The sequence below is a fragment of the Comamonas sp. GB3 AK4-5 genome (genome assembly GCF_041320665.1).
GTDB lineage: Bacteria > Pseudomonadota > Gammaproteobacteria > Burkholderiales > Burkholderiaceae_C > Comamonas.
This window is the reverse complement of sequence record NZ_CP166730.1, coordinates 1,171,969-1,188,084: the sequence shown is the minus strand read 5'-3', so window position 1 is coordinate 1,188,084 and position 16,116 is coordinate 1,171,969. Positions and strand designations below refer to the sequence as shown.

18 protein-coding genes are annotated in these 16,116 nt (G+C 62.9%); 5 read left to right on the top strand and 13 right to left on the bottom strand.

The genetic code is table 11. The features are described from left to right. Window positions 1-26: 26 nt before the first annotated feature. On the bottom strand, window positions 27-2,033 hold the full coding sequence (locus ACA027_RS05235) for a DEAD/DEAH box helicase (RefSeq protein ID WP_370681350.1): 2,007 nt from the start codon (window positions 2,031-2,033) through the stop codon (window positions 27-29). Window positions 2,034-2,368: 335 nt separating this feature from the next. Next, complete coding sequence (gene orn, locus ACA027_RS05230) at window positions 2,369-2,947, bottom strand: oligoribonuclease (protein ID WP_370681348.1); 579 nt, start codon at window positions 2,945-2,947, stop codon at window positions 2,369-2,371. A 29-nt stretch (window positions 2,948-2,976) separates the two neighbouring features. Between orn and ACA027_RS05225 the strand changes: the two genes are divergently transcribed. Genes ACA027_RS05225 through rsgA form a run of 3 tightly spaced genes read left to right on the top strand, consistent with a single transcriptional unit; the run spans window position 2,977 to window position 5,638 of the window. Then, window positions 2,977-4,308, top strand: coding sequence for a M48 family metallopeptidase (locus tag ACA027_RS05225; protein WP_370681347.1), 1,332 nt, complete (start codon window positions 2,977-2,979; stop codon window positions 4,306-4,308). After that, complete coding sequence (locus ACA027_RS05220; RefSeq protein ID WP_370681346.1) at window positions 4,305-4,655, top strand: 4a-hydroxytetrahydrobiopterin dehydratase; 351 nt, start codon at window positions 4,305-4,307, stop codon at window positions 4,653-4,655. Before ACA027_RS05225 ends, ACA027_RS05220 begins: the two co-directional genes overlap by 4 nt. Next, the gene (rsgA, locus tag ACA027_RS05215) at window positions 4,652-5,638 is read left to right on the top strand and encodes a ribosome small subunit-dependent GTPase A (protein WP_370681345.1); all 987 of its coding nucleotides are present in this window, start codon (window positions 4,652-4,654) and stop codon (window positions 5,636-5,638) included. The genes ACA027_RS05220 and rsgA overlap by 4 nt, the downstream gene beginning before the upstream one ends. A 351-nt stretch (window positions 5,639-5,989) precedes the next feature. Here rsgA and ACA027_RS05210 read toward each other — a convergent pair whose 3' ends face one another. The 6 genes from ACA027_RS05210 to rpsP form a co-directional block, all read right to left on the bottom strand. Next, entirely contained in the window at window positions 5,990-6,967 is a 978-nt protein-coding gene (locus ACA027_RS05210) for a CobD/CbiB family protein (protein ID WP_370681344.1), read from the bottom strand. Window positions 6,968-7,027: 60 nt separating this feature from the next. Next, entirely contained in the window at window positions 7,028-7,753 is a 726-nt protein-coding gene (locus ACA027_RS05205) for a CoA pyrophosphatase (protein ID WP_370681343.1), read from the bottom strand. Window positions 7,754-7,965: 212 nt separating this feature from the next. Beyond that, the gene (gene rplS / locus ACA027_RS05200) at window positions 7,966-8,352 is read right to left on the bottom strand and encodes a 50S ribosomal protein L19 (protein ID WP_370681342.1); all 387 of its coding nucleotides are present in this window, start codon (window positions 8,350-8,352) and stop codon (window positions 7,966-7,968) included. A 112-nt stretch (window positions 8,353-8,464) separates the two neighbouring features. After that, window positions 8,465-9,244 (bottom strand): tRNA (guanosine(37)-N1)-methyltransferase TrmD, encoded by a 780-nt coding sequence (gene trmD / locus ACA027_RS05195; RefSeq protein WP_370681341.1) that lies wholly within the window; start codon window positions 9,242-9,244, stop codon window positions 8,465-8,467. A 163-nt stretch (window positions 9,245-9,407) separates the two neighbouring features. Further along, window positions 9,408-9,977 (bottom strand): ribosome maturation factor RimM, encoded by a 570-nt coding sequence (gene rimM, locus ACA027_RS05190; RefSeq protein WP_370681340.1) that lies wholly within the window; start codon window positions 9,975-9,977, stop codon window positions 9,408-9,410. Between the two features lie 86 nt (window positions 9,978-10,063). Beyond that, entirely contained in the window at window positions 10,064-10,318 is a 255-nt protein-coding gene (gene rpsP, locus ACA027_RS05185; protein WP_370681339.1) for a 30S ribosomal protein S16, read from the bottom strand. 211 nt (window positions 10,319-10,529) lie between these two features. On the opposite strand from rpsP, the gene ACA027_RS05180 reads away from it, so the two are divergent. Continuing rightward, the gene (locus ACA027_RS05180) at window positions 10,530-10,988 is read left to right on the top strand and encodes a hypothetical protein (protein ID WP_370681338.1); all 459 of its coding nucleotides are present in this window, start codon (window positions 10,530-10,532) and stop codon (window positions 10,986-10,988) included. Between the two features lie 203 nt (window positions 10,989-11,191). On the opposite strand, the gene ACA027_RS05175 is transcribed toward ACA027_RS05180, so the two are convergent. Both ACA027_RS05175 and ACA027_RS05170 read right to left on the bottom strand, forming a co-directional pair. Further along, entirely contained in the window at window positions 11,192-12,202 is a 1,011-nt protein-coding gene (locus tag ACA027_RS05175) for an anion permease (RefSeq protein ID WP_370681337.1), read from the bottom strand. A 19-nt stretch (window positions 12,203-12,221) separates the two neighbouring features. Then, the gene (locus tag ACA027_RS05170) at window positions 12,222-12,869 is read right to left on the bottom strand and encodes a DUF47 domain-containing protein (protein ID WP_370681336.1); all 648 of its coding nucleotides are present in this window, start codon (window positions 12,867-12,869) and stop codon (window positions 12,222-12,224) included. A 200-nt stretch (window positions 12,870-13,069) separates the two neighbouring features. On the opposite strand from ACA027_RS05170, the gene ACA027_RS05165 reads away from it, so the two are divergent. Continuing rightward, complete coding sequence (locus ACA027_RS05165; protein ID WP_370681335.1) at window positions 13,070-13,387, top strand: hypothetical protein; 318 nt, start codon at window positions 13,070-13,072, stop codon at window positions 13,385-13,387. Window positions 13,388-13,432: 45 nt separating this feature from the next. On the opposite strand, the gene ACA027_RS05160 is transcribed toward ACA027_RS05165, so the two are convergent. From ACA027_RS05160 to ACA027_RS05150, 3 genes are read right to left on the bottom strand one after another with little or no spacing between them, the layout of a single operon-like run. Beyond that, a complete protein-coding gene (locus tag ACA027_RS05160) occupies window positions 13,433-14,197 on the bottom strand; it encodes an ABC transporter ATP-binding protein (RefSeq protein WP_370681334.1) in 765 nt (254 codons plus the stop codon). A gap of 2 nt (window positions 14,198-14,199) precedes the next feature. After that, entirely contained in the window at window positions 14,200-15,018 is an 819-nt protein-coding gene (locus tag ACA027_RS05155) for an ABC transporter ATP-binding protein (protein ID WP_370681333.1), read from the bottom strand. A gap of 5 nt (window positions 15,019-15,023) precedes the next feature. Beyond that, a complete protein-coding gene (locus tag ACA027_RS05150; protein ID WP_370681332.1) occupies window positions 15,024-16,103 on the bottom strand; it encodes an ABC transporter ATP-binding protein in 1,080 nt (359 codons plus the stop codon). Window positions 16,104-16,116: the final 13 nt, after the last annotated feature.

Below are 16,116 nucleotides of genomic sequence, written 5' to 3'. Positions count from 1 at the left end.
ACCCTGCCGCAGGAGACAGCGAACGATCAACGTTCGTTGCGCGAAAAGCCCTTGCCGCCACGGCCTGCGCCGTTGTCACGCGGTGCATAAGGCTTGGGAGCAGCCGACTTGCCGCCAAAGCCGCGGCTGTCGCCACGGGGGGCAAAGCCCTCACGGTCACGGCCACCGCCGAAGCCACCACGGTCACCACCACCAAAGCTGCGCTCCGGACGGTCGCCGCCAAAGCTGCGCTGTTCGCCACGCGGTGCACCACCGTCACGGCCGGCAAAGCCACCGCGATCACCACCAAAGCTGCGCTCAGGACGGTCACCACCGAAGCTGCGACGCTCGCCACCGCGGTCATTGCCGCCGAAGCCACGCTGCTCACCACGCGGGGCAAAGCCTTCGCGCTCACGGCCGCCAAAACCACCGCGATCACCGCCGAAGCTGCGTTCACGATCGCCGCCGAAGCCACCACGACCACCGCCACCGCCGAAACCGCCACGATCACCACCAAAGCCTTGCTTGCGGCCATAGCCTTCGCCATCACGGCGACCGGCAAAACCACCACGGCCACCGCCGCCGCCACCACCGCCACGGCGGCCATCGCGCTCACCGGCTGCGGGGAAGCGTTGCTGGGGCTCCAGGCCTGGCAGCACTTCGGCCTTGAATTGCTGGCGGGTATAGCCTTCGATGTCGAACACACGGCGACGGTCGCGGAACTCCGCAAACGTCACGGCCGTACCTTCGCGGCCCGCACGGCCGGTACGGCCGATACGGTGGGTGTAGTCTTCGGCCTTCATGGGCAGGCCGTAGTTGAACACGTGGGTGATGGTGGGCACGTCGATACCGCGTGCCGCCACATCAGTAGCCACCAAGATCTGCACCTGGCCATTGCGCAGCGCCATCAGGCGGCGGTTGCGCAGGCCCTGGCTCAGCGCACCGTGCAGTGCCACGGCAGAGAAGCCTTCTTGCTGCAGATCGGTTGCCAGACCGTCGCACTCCACCTGGGTGGAAGCGAACACGATGGCCTGGTTGATGGAGGAGTCACGCAGCCAGTGGTCCAGCAGCTTGCGCTTGTGCTGGGCGTTGTCAGCCCAGAACAGCACCTGCTTGATGCTGGCGTGCTTTTCCTGCGGGGTGTCCACGGTCACCTTCTTCACGCCGGCGCCGTTGTCGTGCATCACACGCATGGCCAGCTGCTGAACGCGGGGAGCGAACGTGGCGCTGAACATCATGGTCTGCTTGCGCTGGGAAGTCATTTGGTTGACTTCGGCCAGGTCGTCGGAGAAGCCCAGGTCCAGCATGCGGTCGGCTTCGTCGACCACCAGGAACTGCACCTTGTCCAGCTTGATCTGCATCGAGCGCTGCAGGTCCAGCAGACGGCCAGGCGTTGCCACCACCAGATCGGCGTTTTGCAGCTTGGCGATTTGCAGCTGGTAAGGAATACCGCCCACCACGTTGGCAATGCGCAGGCCACGGCAGTGCTTGACCAGTTCGATGGCGTCATGCGCCACCTGCTGGGCCAGCTCACGCGTGGGGCACAGCACCAGGGCGCCGGGCACGGCAGCCTTGAAGTTGCGGGCGTTGGTAGGGTCCTTGCGCTTGGCGCGCTTGGGCGTGGGTTCACCACGGGCAGCAGCTTCAGCGCATTGGCGGTCGAACTCGGCCTTGGCTTCAGCATCGGCGTCGGCGCGCTGCTGGATCAGGGTGTTGAGCACAGGCAGCAGGAAAGCAGCCGTCTTGCCCGAGCCGGTCTGGCTGGAAACCATCAGGTCGATGAAGCCGTTGGCATCAGCGCCTTCGCCCATGGCCAGGGGAATGGCTTTTTGCTGGACAGCGGTGGGCTGGGTGTAGCCCAGGTCAGCCACAGCCTGCACCAGCTCAGGAGCCAGGCCCAGCTTCACAAAGCCGTTTTCGGCTTCGGGTTCCGCAACAGCGGCGTCAATTTCGTTATCTTGGTCGGCCAGCAAGGCGTCCAGTTGCGATGCTTCAGAAGGCAAATCGGATACGGCAGGCGCAGCAATGCCCTGCTCAAGGAGTGTGTCGTTCATGGTTTTTCTCATGCGTACAGCGCCACAACGTGCGAATTGGTGCACGGGTTGCGGGGCTGCTTGACGGTCATAAAAACATCAACCGTCAAACGCTTCAGCTCTGCTGAGCCTGGAGGGCGTGCTTCGCGGCGGCAGGCTGTGCAGTTTGCAAGCCATGCCCGCCAAAATGGGGCCCGGTGTGTGAGGGGAGATGCGCTATTTGCCCGGCCGCTGCTCTGCGGCGCTTGTACTAAGGCAAGAGCGCAATTATCACACACTTCGGGTTTTTACGTAAACCCCTGACAGCAACCAGGAGGTGACCGGCGCCACACGCCTAGGGCACCACAAGAACAGGTTTAGAGCGCCAGGAAATGCGCCCGGTAATGCGCCAGCTCGTCGATGGACTCCAGCACATCGGCCAGGGCGGTGTGGCGCTGGGCTTTCTTGAAGCCATTGACCACGCCGGGTTTCCAGCGACGGGCCAGCTCCTTGAGCGTGCTGACATCCACATTGCGGTAGTGAAAATAGGCTTCCAGCTTGGGCATGTAGCGCACCAGAAAACGGCGGTCCTGACCGATGCTGTTGCCGCACATGGGCACCTTGCCCTTGGGCACATATTTGGACAGAAAGGCAATCAGCTGCTTTTCGGCATCGGCTTCGCTGATAGTGGACGCCTTGACCCGGTCGATCAGGCCGCTGCGCCCATGCGTGCCCTTGTTCCAGGCATCCATGCCGTTGAGAAGCTCATCGCTTTGGTGGATCGCAAACACAGGGCCTTCCACACGCACCGACAAATCGGCATTGGTAATGACCACGGCGATCTCGATCAGGCGGTCGGTTTCGGGCTGCAGCCCTGTCATTTCACAGTCCAGCCAGACCAAGTTCAGATCGGACTTGGCCAGCACAGGGGTTTCATTCAAAGCGGCATCAGGCATGTGCAAATTGTCGCCTACACTCGCCGCACATGCCCGCAAATGACTCTTTTCCACCCTCGCTGCTGTTGACGCTGGCCTTCGCCACAGCCCTGGCGCTGCAGCTGCTGCTCAAGCTTTGGCTCAGCAGCCGCCAGGTCCGCCATGTGGCCGTGCACCGCGCTGCCGTGCCCACGCCTTTTGCCAGCCGCATCAGTCTGGCAGCCCACCAAAAAGCCGCCGACTACACCCTGGCCAAGGCCAAGCTGGGCCTGCTGCAGCTGAGCCTTTCCACTGCCATGCTGCTGGCCTGGACGCTGCTGGGTGGACTGGATTTTCTGCAGCGGCTGCTGCTCTCGGAAATGGGAGCGGGCATTGCACAACAGCTGGCCGTTCTGGCCACATTCGCCCTGATTTCCGGTCTGGTGGAACTGCCGCTGTCCTACTACCAGAGCTTTGGGCTGGAGCAGCGCTTTGGCTTCAACCAGATGACGCCGCGCCTGTGGCTGGCCGACCTGTGCAAGTCCACCCTGCTGGGTGCTGCGATTGGTCTGCCGCTGGCCGCCGCCGTGCTGTGGCTGATGCAGGCCACCGGCAGCCTGTGGTGGCTGCGGGCCTGGGGCCTGTGGACGGGCTTCAACCTGCTGCTGATGTGGGTCTTCCCCAGCTTTATCGCCCCTCTTTTCAACAAATTCGAACCCCTGGCCGATGAGGCATTGAAGACCCGCGTCACCACCTTGATGCAGCGCTGCGGCTTTGCCGCCAAGGGCTTGTTCGTCATGGATGGCAGCCGCCGCTCGGCCCATGCCAATGCCTATTTCACCGGCTTTGGCTCGTCCAAGCGCGTGGTGTTCTACGACACCTTGCTCAAGCAGCTGCAACCCGCAGAAGTCGAAGCCGTGCTGGCCCACGAGCTGGGCCATTTCAAGCACCGCCACATCACCAAGCGCATGGTGCTGATGTTCGCCCTCAGCCTGGCCGGCTTTGCCCTGCTGGGCTGGCTGTCACAGCAGACCTGGTTCTACACCGGCCTGGGCGTGCTGCCCAGCGTGGGCCTGGCCATGGGCCTGCCCCAGGGCGACGACAACGCCGTGGCACTGCTGCTGTTCATGCTGGTGCTGCCGGTGTTCAGCTTCTTTGTCTCGCCGTTGGTGGCCATGGGCTCGCGCCGCGATGAATTCCAGGCCGATGCCTACGCCATGGCCCAGGCCGATGGCGCGGCACTGGCCAGCGCCCTGCTCAAGCTATATGAGGACAACGCATCCACCCTCACCCCCGACCCGGTGTTTGCCAAGTTCTATTACTCCCATCCCCCGGCACTGGAACGCCTGGCCCGCATGCCGGCACCTGCCACACCCACCGCCCCCGCAGGAACCCCAGCATGACCACGCCCTCCCAGCTGCACACCATCGACTGGTCCCGCCTGCCCCTCCGCCAGGCCCTGAGCGCGGCCGCCGTGGCACAGCGCCTGGCGCGCCACCCCGGCTGGGAAGTCCATGGCGAAGGCGCCAGCACGGCCCTGGAAAAAACCTTCCACTTCGCGAATTACTTCCAGACCATGGCCTTTGTGAATGCCCTGGCCTGGGTGGCCCACCAACAGGACCACCACCCCAGCCTGCAGGTGGACTACGGCCGCTGCACCGTGCGCTGGAACACGCATGACGCCGCAGGCATCTCCGAGACCGACTTCGACTGCGCCCAGCGCACCGACACGCTGGTGGGCTGCCTGTGAGCAAACGCCGATCCGCTCCCGCTGCAGGCGCCGCCGGCAACGCTGCACAAGAAGGCCTGGTCGTGGGCAGCCATGGCCGCCACTGCGTGGTCGAGACCGATGACGGCAGCCGCCGCATCTGCCACCCGCGCGGCAAGAAAAGCCAGGCCGTGGTGGGCGACCGCGTGCTGTGGCAGGCGCCACCACCTGGCCAGGGTGAGGAAGGCACGATCGAGAAGGTGCTGGAGCGCCGCAATCTGCTGTACCGTCGCGACGAAATCCGCACCAAGATGTTTGCGGCCAACATCGACCAGGTGCTGATCCTGATCGCTGCCGAACCGGTGTTCTCCGAAAGCCAGTTGGCACGCGCCCTGATCGCCGCCGAGGATGCCCGCATCCAGCCCATCATTGCGCTGAACAAAAGCGATCTGGAAGAACCGTTTTTTGATGCCTGGATGCGCCTGTCCGCCTACCGCGCCATCCAGAACGCCGACGGCAGCGACCGCTACCCGGTGATTCCGCTGAACCTGACCAGCGACGACCCTGAGCAGCGCGAGGCGCTAGAGGACCTGTTCGCCGGCAAACGTACCCTGGTGCTGGGCCCCTCGGGCTCGGGCAAGAGCACCTTGATCAACCTGCTGGTGCCTGGCGCCAGCGCGGCCACAAACGAGATCTCCCAGGCCCTGAACTCCGGCAAGCACACCACCACCACTACCACCTGGTACTGGATGGACGAGGCGCGCAGCACCGCGCTGATCGACTCGCCCGGCTTTCAGGAATTCGGCCTCTACCACATCGCCCCCACCGACCTGCCGCGCTGCATGCCCGACATCGGCGCGCGTGCCCAGGAATGCAAGTTCTACAACTGCACCCATTTGCACGAGCCCGGCTGCGCCGTGATGGCCGAGGTGGATAACGAAGGCAGCCCGCATGCCATAGATGCCAACCGCTACCGCATCTATGGTGAGCTGTTTGAAGAACTGAGCCAGTCGCCCTGGCGTTGAGGTTTAAGCCAAATCCCTCTGCAGCGTAGATACAGGGCGCATAGGTCGCTCTGTTTTCATGAGCACCCATGCTGTATAGCTGCGGCCTTTGTGTGCGGGTAGCCCCCATCCCCACCTTCCCCCGAAAGGGGAAGGAGCAATAGCGAAGGCTGCCAGCTCAGCGGCAGTTTTCAGCCGGAGCGGGCTTGCGCAGCGCAGCAGGCCATCAACCACACACCACAACGCACAGACGGCGCTTCAGGCGCGGCGTCTCGCCCGCAGGCAGTACTTTGGTACGACCAGGGCGAGCAACAAAGCATGAAGCGCCGTATGGGCGCCTCCAAACGAATCACTCACCCCAACAGTAAAAAATCAGCCCAGCAGGCGGGCGAGGGTGAGCAGGGCGAGGAGCAGCATCCAGACCACAACAGAACGCCACACCAAGCCCACCACGCTGCGCAAATGGCTGATCTCGGCCGTACGCCCAGGGGTGGAGCTGGAATCTGCCTCGTCGTCGTACATGGGCCCCACGGTGAGGTCTTCGCGCTGGCGCAAGGCCTCGCCACCCAGCTGCACATTGATGGCACCAGCCGTGGCGGCCAGGATCACGCCATCGTTGTCATGCGGAAAGCGCTGGGCGTAGTAGCGCCAGCCGTCTATGGCCTCTTCAAAGCTGCCCACCACCGCAAAGCCCAGGGCCGTCACCCGCGCCGGCAGCCAGTCCATGGCCTGCCAGGCTGCACGGGCAGCCCGCTGCAACCGCTCGCTGACAGGGGGGGCACCCGCAATGGATTTGCGCGACCAGTAGCGCGACAGGTACTCGGCCATGCGATAGACCACGGCGCCGGCCGGGCCCAGGCCCAGCATGGCCAGCACCACAAACCACAACAGCACACCAAACACATGGCGGTGGGCGCTGATGACGGAATACTCGATCACATGGCGCACGATTTCGCTGCGCGGCAGCTCGCTGGCGTCCACCTGCTGCCATTCCGCCAGCGTCTCGCGCGCGGTCTGCTCGTCGCCTGCTTCCAGCGCATCGCGGATGCGGGTGAAATGGTGGCTGAACTGGCGAAAGCCCAGCGTGGTGTAGAGCACGGCCACATTCCACAGCATGGCCACGGGCCAGCCTATGAAGACATCCAGCAGCCAATACACGCCCGCCACCAGCAAGGCTGGCAACACGGAAGCCAGGACCCAAGCGACCCAGCCGTGGTGCGCCTGGCCCGCATCAAAATTGCGCCGCACCGAGACGGCCCAGGCCCGCATACCGGCATAGGCCAGGTTGTTGTGGGTCAGCGGGCGCGCCTGTTCCAGTAGCAGTGCAAGCAAGATGGCGAAAAAACTCATGCCGCCATAATACCGGCAGCTGGTAAAGCGCAGTTCATGTAGCAGGTGCAACGAGGGGTTTCACACCAACGGTGCCTGCATGAAGCGGTAGAAATTGCGCAGCATGCCGGCCGTGGCACCCCAGATGTAATGCTCGCGCGCACCGTTGCGGTAGGGCATGGCAAACCACTCGCGCTGCACACCGTTCCAGTCGTAGCTGTGGCGCTCGTGGTGGGCGGGGTTGAGCAAAAAGCGCAGCGGCACCTCGAACAACTCCGCCACCTCATAGGGGTTGGGCCGCAGCGGCGCGGCCGGGTCCACCAACGCCACCACGGGCGTGACCTGAAAGCCCGTTCCCGTGGCATACATAGGCAAGCTGCCCAGCACCCGCACATAGGTGGCGTCCAACCCCACCTCCTCATGGGCCTCGCGCAAGGCCGTGGCGGTGAGGTCTGCATCTTCCGGGTCACGCTTGCCGCCCGGGAAAGCCACCTGCCCCGAGTGGGTGGAGAGCTGGATGGTGCGCTCAGTCAGCAGCACGGTCAGCTCGTCACGCAACACCAGCGGCACCAGCACGGCAGCCTGCATGGGCGGTCGATCAGACATGCGTGGCTCCTGCCGCAGCTCCGGCTCCCACTGGAGAGATCGGGCAAAACGCTGACGCAACGCGGCCTCGGTCTGCTGCGCCAAGGGCACCGAAGGCAGGTGATCATCCACTCCCAGCAGCGGCGCCTGGCGCGGGTCGAATGCCAAGGGCAGGCCAGGACGGTGCGCCGCCGGGGCCGGCGCACCGGTGGGTGCAGGCATGTGCACAGAAGTGGGTGTCGAGGAATGGGGAGATTCGGACATGGCTGCGGGGAAAGCGCGGTGCGCTGCGGCCATAAAAAAAGCCACTACAGCGGACTGTAGCGGCTTTTCCGGCAAAGCACCGGTCGCACACGAGGCTGCCGAAACAGCCCTGTAATGCAAACTCGCGTTTACGCGGCTGCGATTGCAACCTTGTAGCGCGAAAAACGCTTTTACGCGGCTGCGACAGCAGCCTTGTTGACGCGCTGGGGCAGCTTTTCCTTGATGCGAGCAGACTTGCCGCTGCGCTCACGCAGGTAGTACAGCTTGGCGCGGCGCACATCGCCGCGACGCTTCACTTCGACGCCAGCAATCAGCGGAGAGTAGGTTTGGAACGTACGCTCCACGCCTTCGCCGTTGGAGATCTTGCGCACGATGAAAGCGCTGTTCAGGCCGCGATTGCGCTTGGCAATCACCACACCTTCGTAAGCCTGCACGCGCTTGCGCGAGCCTTCCACCACGTTCACGCTCACGATGACAGTGTCACCGGGGGCAAAAGCGGGGATGGTCTTGTTCAGACGGGCGATTTCCTCTTGCTCGAGGGTCTGGATCAGGTTCATGGTTTCATCCATCTTGATCGTGTCCGCGCCAGGATTGGCCGGTGCCGGGATGGCACCATGGGCTGCATTCAAACCGATGCAGCGGCCGGATAGAGGATCAAAGAGCCAAGGATTATAGCTTGGCCGTGATTTTTGCCAAATAGGCCTCGTCTTTGGCGTTCAGCAGCCCCTGGCTGCGGGCCTGATCAATCAGCTCCGGCCGGTAGGCCGTCGTAATGCGCAAACGCTGGTCGCGGCGCCAGCGCTCGATGTGGGCGTGGTGGCCGCTGAGCAGCTCGGCCGGCACATCCTGACCCATCCATTGCTCGGGGCGGGTGTAGTGCGGGCAGTCCAACAGGCCGTCAAGCGCGGGGTTGAAGCTGTCCTGCTGAAAGCTGCCCTCGTCGTTCAGCACACCGGGCTGCAGCCTGGCAATGCTGTCCAGCAGCACCATGGCCGCCAGCTCACCGCCCGAAAGTACGAAGTCACCCAGGCTGATCTGGTGGGTGACATGGGTATCGATAAAGCGCTGGTCAATGCCTTCGTAGCGCCCGCACAGCAGCACCGCACCCCGGCCCTCGGCCCAGTCCGCCACCGCCGCATGCTTGAGCGTGGCACCAATGGGCGAGAACAACACCACCGGCGCGGGCTGCGCAGCCTCTTGCGCATCGCCCACCACGCGAGCAGCACGGATCGCATCCAGGCAATGCTGCAGCGGCTCGGCCAGCATCACCATGCCGGGGCCACCCCCAAAGGGGCGATCATCCACGCGGCGGTAATTGCCCTGGGCATAGTCCCGCGGATTCCACAGCACCACCTGCACCTGCCCCGACGCATAGGCCCGCCGCGTCACCCCGCTCTCTAGAAAGGGGGCAAACATCTCGGGGAACAGGGTAATCACATCAAAACGCATGGCACATCTGCAACAGCAGCTCCGAAATTTGCAGCAAGCACAGGTCCTAAAGCGACACACACCATGCCAGGGCACCGCGCAAGGGCCGCCCCGCCGCGCTGGTGCCGTCCCCCTCCCGCGCAGCGAGAGAGGGGGAAGCCGCGTAAGCGGCTCAGGGGGTGCCTTAGTAATCCAGCTGCCAGTCCGCCACGATGGTCTTGCTCGCCAGATCCACCTTGTCCACATAGGCATCGACAAAGGGAATCATGCGCTCGCGCTCCTTGCCCTCTTCCTCGTAGCCCAGCACCAACGTGGTCTGCGGGCCGGTGGCCAGCAAGTCCTTGACCTGGCCCAAGGCCACGCCTTCGCGGTTGACCACCGCCAGCCCCAGCAAATCCACCCAGTAATACTCACCCTCTGCAGCCTGCGGGAAAGCCGCGCGCGAGACAAAAATGCGCGCGCCGCGCAGCATTTCGGCGCCATTGCGGTCCGTCACGGCAGCCGAGGTGGCAACGATGGAGTCCGAATGCGTACGCGCCTGCTTCACGGGCAGCAACACGGTGCTGCTGAAATGCTTGGCACCTTTTTCGGCCGGCAGCAAAAACCAGTCCTTGGCAGTGAACAGCACATCGGCATCGCTGCTGTAGGCAATGACCTTGAACCAGCCCTTGATGCCCCAGGCATCCGCAATGCGGCCGACTTCTACTGCATCGGCAGGCAAGGTGGTCACTTCGAGTTGGGGCATCTGGCTCATGGCGTAGGCTGACAGGTGAAGGGAAAAAACAAAAAAACGGGCTCCGTCAGACTGGCCGACGGAACCCGTTTCAGGAGCGATGCTGATTAAGCAGCAGCCTTGGCAGTGGCTTGCTTGATCAGGCGTTCCGCAGTTTCGGAAGCCTGAGCACCCACGCTCTTCCAGTAGGTCACGCGGTCCAACGCCACGCGCAGGCCTTCTTCGGCGCCACGGGCGCTAGGGTTGTAGAAACCCAGACGCTCGATGAACGAGCCGTCGCGACGCACGCGCTTGTCAGCTGCAACGATGGTGTAGAACGGGCGAGCCTTGGAGCCGCCGCGGGACAGACGAATAACGACCATGATTAAATCCTTCGGGTGGGCATGCAGCTTGCGCTGCACATCTTTTACCGCGTTTGAGACACGCAACTAGCCACCCGGCCAGCGACACGCAGCAAAGCGCGCAATTATAGACATTTATTGCCTCCATGCATACAGCCTCCCCACAAAGTGGCCCGCTGCCCATGGCGATCACCCTAGCTGGCAATGGCGGACCAGCGGCCAATAATGGGCCATGCGCAAGAACAAGACCCTGGCCGCATGGCTGGCCTTTCTCGGCGGACCGCTGGGACTGCACCGTTTTTACCTCTACGGCTTGGGCGATCTGCCGGGCTGGATGCTGCCCGTCCCGACCGCGCTGGGGCTGTATGGCATACAGCGCGTGCAGCAGCTGGGCCAGGACGACCCGCTCAGCTGGGTGCTGATTCCGCTGCTGGGCTTCACCATCGCCGGCTGCGCCTTGGTGGCCATCCTCTACGGCCTGGCCACACCCGAGCGCTGGAATGCCCGCCACAACCCCCGTGCAGCCCCCGACGCTGCGCCCGGGCGCACCGGCTGGCCCACCATCTTCGCCATTGCCGCTGCGCTGATGGTGGGGGCCGCCGTGCTGATGGCCAGCATTGCCTACAGCTTTCAGCATTACTTTGAGTACCAGATCGAAGAGGCGCGAAAAATCTCGCAGCCGGAGAACTAGCCTCCCCCTGAGCCGCTGCGCGTCTTCCCCCCTCTCTTCGCGCTTGTATAGACCGGGGACATGGTGAACACCTGTTTTGCACGGCTGAGGGGCTCACTTGGGAGCTGGTTCCATGAAAAAAGCTCCACATCGGTGGAGCTTTTTATGTGCCTTCTAGGCCTTATAAGCAATCTGGGATTGCTCCTACAGCTATCAAACCAATATCAATACAGCTGCAGGCTGACCCAGTAGCCAATGGCCGCCACAAAGGCGCTGGCGGGAATGGTCAGAATCCAGGCCCAGACGATGTTGCCCGCCACGCCCCAGCGCACGGCGCTCATGCGCTGTGTGGAGCCCACGCCGACGATGGCGCCGGTGATGGTGTGGGTGGTGGACACGGGCACACCCATGAAGGTGGCCAGGAACAGCGTCATGGCACCACCGGTTTCGGCGCAGAAACCGCCCACGGGCTTGAGCTTGGTGATCTTCTGGCCCATGGTTTTCACAATGCGCCAGCCACCGAACATGGTGCCCATGCCGATCGCTGCATAGCAGCTGATGATGGTCCACAGCGGGGGCGAGCTGTCGCCGGCCGAGGCGTAGCCCGTGGCAATCAAGAGCAGCCAGATGATGCCGATGGTTTTTTGCGCGTCATTGCCGCCATGGCCCAGCGAGTAGGCACCGGCAGACACCAGTTGCAGGCGGCGGAACCATTTGTCCACCTTGTTGGGGCGGGCACGGCGGCAGATCCAGGCCACGGCCACCATCATCAGCGAGCCGAACAAAAAGCCCAGCAGCGGCGAGATGAAGATAAAGGCCACGATCTTCAGAATGCCGCTGGCCATCAGCACGCTGGCACCGGCCTTGGCAATGGCCGCGCCCACGATGCCACCGATCAAGGCGTGCGACGAGCTGGACGGGATGCCGTAATACCAGGTGATGACGTTCCAGACGATGGCCCCGCTCAACGCACCAAACACCACATGGGTGTCCACGATGTCCGGCTGCACAATGCCCTTGCCCACCGTGGCTGCCACACTGAGGTGGAAGACGAAGATGGCGACAAAGTTGAAGAAGGCGGCAAACACCACGGCCTGCGTGGGCTTGAGCACGCCGGTGGAGACAACGGTGGCAATCGAGTTCGCCGCATCATGAAAGCCATTCATGAAGTCGAACACCAGCGCCAGCACCACCAGCAAAATCACCACCCACAGGGCAGCTTGTACGGTTTCCATGGGAAAGCCTCTCGCGTGCTTAGGCGTTTTCGAGGACGATGCCCTCAATGATGTTGGCCACGTCCTCGCACTTGTCGGTGACGGTTTCCAGCAGCTCGTAGATGGCCTTGAGCTTGATCACCTCGCGCACATCCGGCTCTTCACGGAACAGCTTGCTCATGGCGGCGCGCAGCACGCGGTCGGCATCGCCTTCCAGGCGGTCGATCTCTTCACAGGTCTTGAGCGCAGCCTCGGCCGTGTTCTGGTCGGCAATGCGGTCCAGCAACTTGACGGCGTCGCGCACGCGCTCGCAGCACTTGAGGCTCAGGTCCGTCAGGCGATGGATTTCGTCCGTCATATGGCGCACGTCATACAGCGCCATGGACTCGGCACAGTCCTGCAGCAGATCGGCCACGTCATCCATGGTGTTGATCAGCGTGTGGATGTGCTCGCGGTCGATCGGCGTGATGAAGGTCTGGTGCAGGGTCTTGTTGACCTCGTGCGTGACGCGGTCGGCCGCGCGCTCGGCGTTGTCCACATCCTGGTTGTACTTGTCGCGCAGATGTTCATCGCCGTAGTTGGCGACCAGCTGAGAGAAGGCGCGGGCAGCCTCCACGATGCGCTCGGCATGCTGGTTGAACATTTCGAAAAAATTGCCTTCGCGCGGCAAAAGCTTGCCAAACAGCATCCATGGCTCCTAGTGGCTGAGAGACGCCAGCCGCCTCTTCGGCAGCTGGCAAGAAATTGCGCCGAAGTTTAACGCCCAGCTTGCGGGCCTTGCCCTCAGCGCGACCGCGTCGTCAGGCTGTGGCAGCGTTTTCCAAGGCCGTGGCAACAGGCCGCGGCCGTGCGAAAAATGCCTGCAAAGCCTCTGTACCTTCACTGCCGATGAACACCATTTTTCACCCCGCCTACAGAGGAGATACAGAGACTGCGGCGCCGCTTCCCACACAGGACTGCACGCACCCAACCAAGCACAGAGTGAGGGGTGCGCGCTATCAGCGATTTATGACAGTAGAAAAAAAATCCACCACTCTGTTGCTCTCCAGCGACGATTCTCCCAAGCTCACAGCAGGTATCCAGGTGTTTACTATCAATACAGAAGCTGCAAACGCTTACACACCTGCGCTTTCAATGCTTTTTCATCTTGGGTGTTATTTTTTGCACGCATTGACTGCTCTGATTTTTGTTTCCAATCATGGCTGATCTCCAATCCAGAAAAACAAAATATTGTGAGCGCACACACTCCATCTATTCACCAAGATATGCGGCCCGCACCCTGGGATCGTCCAGCAGCTGCTGGCCCGCACCTTCCATGGTGATGCAGCCGGACTCCATCACATAGCCACGGTTGGCCAGCGCCAGCGCGCGGCTGGCGTTTTGCTCCACCAGCACCACGGTCATGCCCTGGGCATGGACATCGGCCACCACCTCGAAGATCTTGTCCACCATGATGGGCGACAGCCCCATGGAGGGCTCGTCCAGCAGCAACAACTTTGGCTTGCCCATCAGCGCCCGCGCCATGGCCAGCATCTGCTGCTCGCCGCCGGACATGGTGCCCGCCAACTGGTCGCGACGCTCCTTCAGGCGCGGAAACAGGGCAAACATGTGTTCGATATCCAGGGCGATCTGGGCCTTGTCGTTGCGGGTGTAGGCGCCCATCAACAGGTTCTCGGTAATGGTCATGCGCGCGAACACGCCCCGCCCTTCGGGCACCATGATCAGCCCTTCCTTGACCAGATCCCAGGCGCCGCGCCCCTGCACGCTCTGGCCCAGATACAGCACGTCGCCGCCATTGGCCACCAGAGAACGGGTGATGGCCTTCATGGTGGTGGTCTTGCCCGCGCCGTTGGAGCCAATCAGCGAGACCAGCTCGCCCTGGCGCACCTCGAAGTCCACGCCCTTGACGGCCTGTATGCCGCCATAGGACACCTTCAACCCCTTGACCTGCAGCAGCACGGGGCCCTGCTCTGCGCCGGCTGCGGCGCCTGTGCTTTGTGTCACCTGCTCTGCCATGCTCAATGCCCTCCGGTGCCCAGATAGGCCTCAATCACTTTGTCGTTCTTCTGCACTTCGGCCGGTGTGCCTTCGGCAATCTGTTTGCCGTAGTCCAGCACCGTCACGCGGTCGCACAGGCCCATCACCAGCTTCACGTCATGCTCGATGAGCAAGATGGTGCGGTTGTCCTTGCGGATGCGGTCGATCAGCTCGCGCAGCTGCACCTTCTCGGTCGCATTCATGCCGGCAGCGGGCTCGTCGAGGGCAATCAGCTGCGGGTCGGTGGCCAGGGCGCGGGCAATTTCCAGCCGGCGCTGATCGCCATAGGACAGGGTCCGGGCCTTGAAGTCGGCGTAGCTGCCAATGCCCACATACTCCAGCAGCTCCTGTGCACGCTGGCGTATGGCGGCCTCCTCGGCCTTGAAGCCGGGCGTACGCAGCACCGCGCCAATCAGGCCGGACTTGGTGCGCACATGGCGGCCCACCATCACGTTCTCCAGCGCCGTCATCTCTGCAAACAGGCGGATGTTCTGAAAGGTACGGGCAATGCCGGCCTTGGCCACCTCGTGCACGGCCGCGGGCTCGTAAGGACGGCCCGCCAGCGAAAAGCTGCCGCTGTCGGGCGTGTACAGGCCGGTGATCACATTGAAGAACGTGGTCTTGCCTGCGCCGTTCGGCCCTATCAGGCCATAGACCTGGCCGCGCCGGATGGTGACCCCCACATCGCTGAGCGCCTGCAGGCCGCCAAAGCGCTTGGAAATACCGGCCACCTGCAGCACCACGGGGGCCTCTGCGTTCACAGGGGTGGCCGTTGCTTGTTCTTTGCGCGCTTCTTGCATGGGGCTCATCCTTTCTGCGCCAGGCTTTTGCCATGCTCCGGCGAAGGCCACAGGCCGCGCGGACGCATCAGCATCACCACAATCATGGCTGACGCAATCAGCAGCTGACGCAGGATCGCGGCGTCCAGCCGCCCCCCGGTCAGCTCTTGCAGCGGCCCAGCCACATAGCGCAGCACCTCAGGTAACGCGGCCAACAGCACCGCACCCAGAATCACCCCGGGGATATGGCCCAGGCCGCCCAAGACCACCATGGCGACGATCATCACGGACTCCATCAGACTGAAGGATTCCGGCGAGACAAAGCCCTGAAAGCCCGCAAACATGGCGCCCGACACCCCGCCAAAGGTGGCCCCCATGCCAAAGGCCAGCAACTTCATATTGCGCACATTGATGCCCATGGCCTTGGCCGCAATTTCATCCTCGCGAATCGCCATCCAGGCCCGGCCTATGCGCGAATCCTGCAGGCGAAAACAGATCAGCACCGTCAGCAACACCAGGGCCAGAAACAGGTAGTAGTACAGCGTGACCGAGCTGATGTCGTAGCCAAAGACTTCCTGGCGCTTGGCCAGATCCAGGCCGAAGACCTGGATGGAATCAATCTGCCCTATGCCCTTGGGACCGTTGGTGATGTTCACCGGATGGTCCAGGTTGTTCATGAAGATGCGGATGATTTCCCCAAAGCCCAGGGTCACGATGGCCAGGTAGTCGCCGCGCAGCTTGAGCACCGGAATGCCCAGCAAGACACCGGTAATGCCTGCCAACAGCGCCGCCAGCGGAATCACCAGCCAGATGCTGGTGTGCAGCCCCTCGGGGAACAGGGCATTGAACCATTCAAAGGTCTCGGACAGATGGGGCGAGGCCATCAGGCCGAACATATAGGCACCCACGGCATAGAAAGCCACATAGCCCAGGTCCAGCAGACCGGCATAGCCCACGACGATGTTCAGGCCCAGGGCCAGCATCACATACAACAGCGCCAGGTCGGCAATGCGCACCCAGGCATTGCCAAAGTACTGCAGCACCAGCGGCAGCACCAGCAGGGCAAGGCCGCCCAACACCCATTGCACAGTTTTCTTGGATTGCATACGGCGTCCTCCC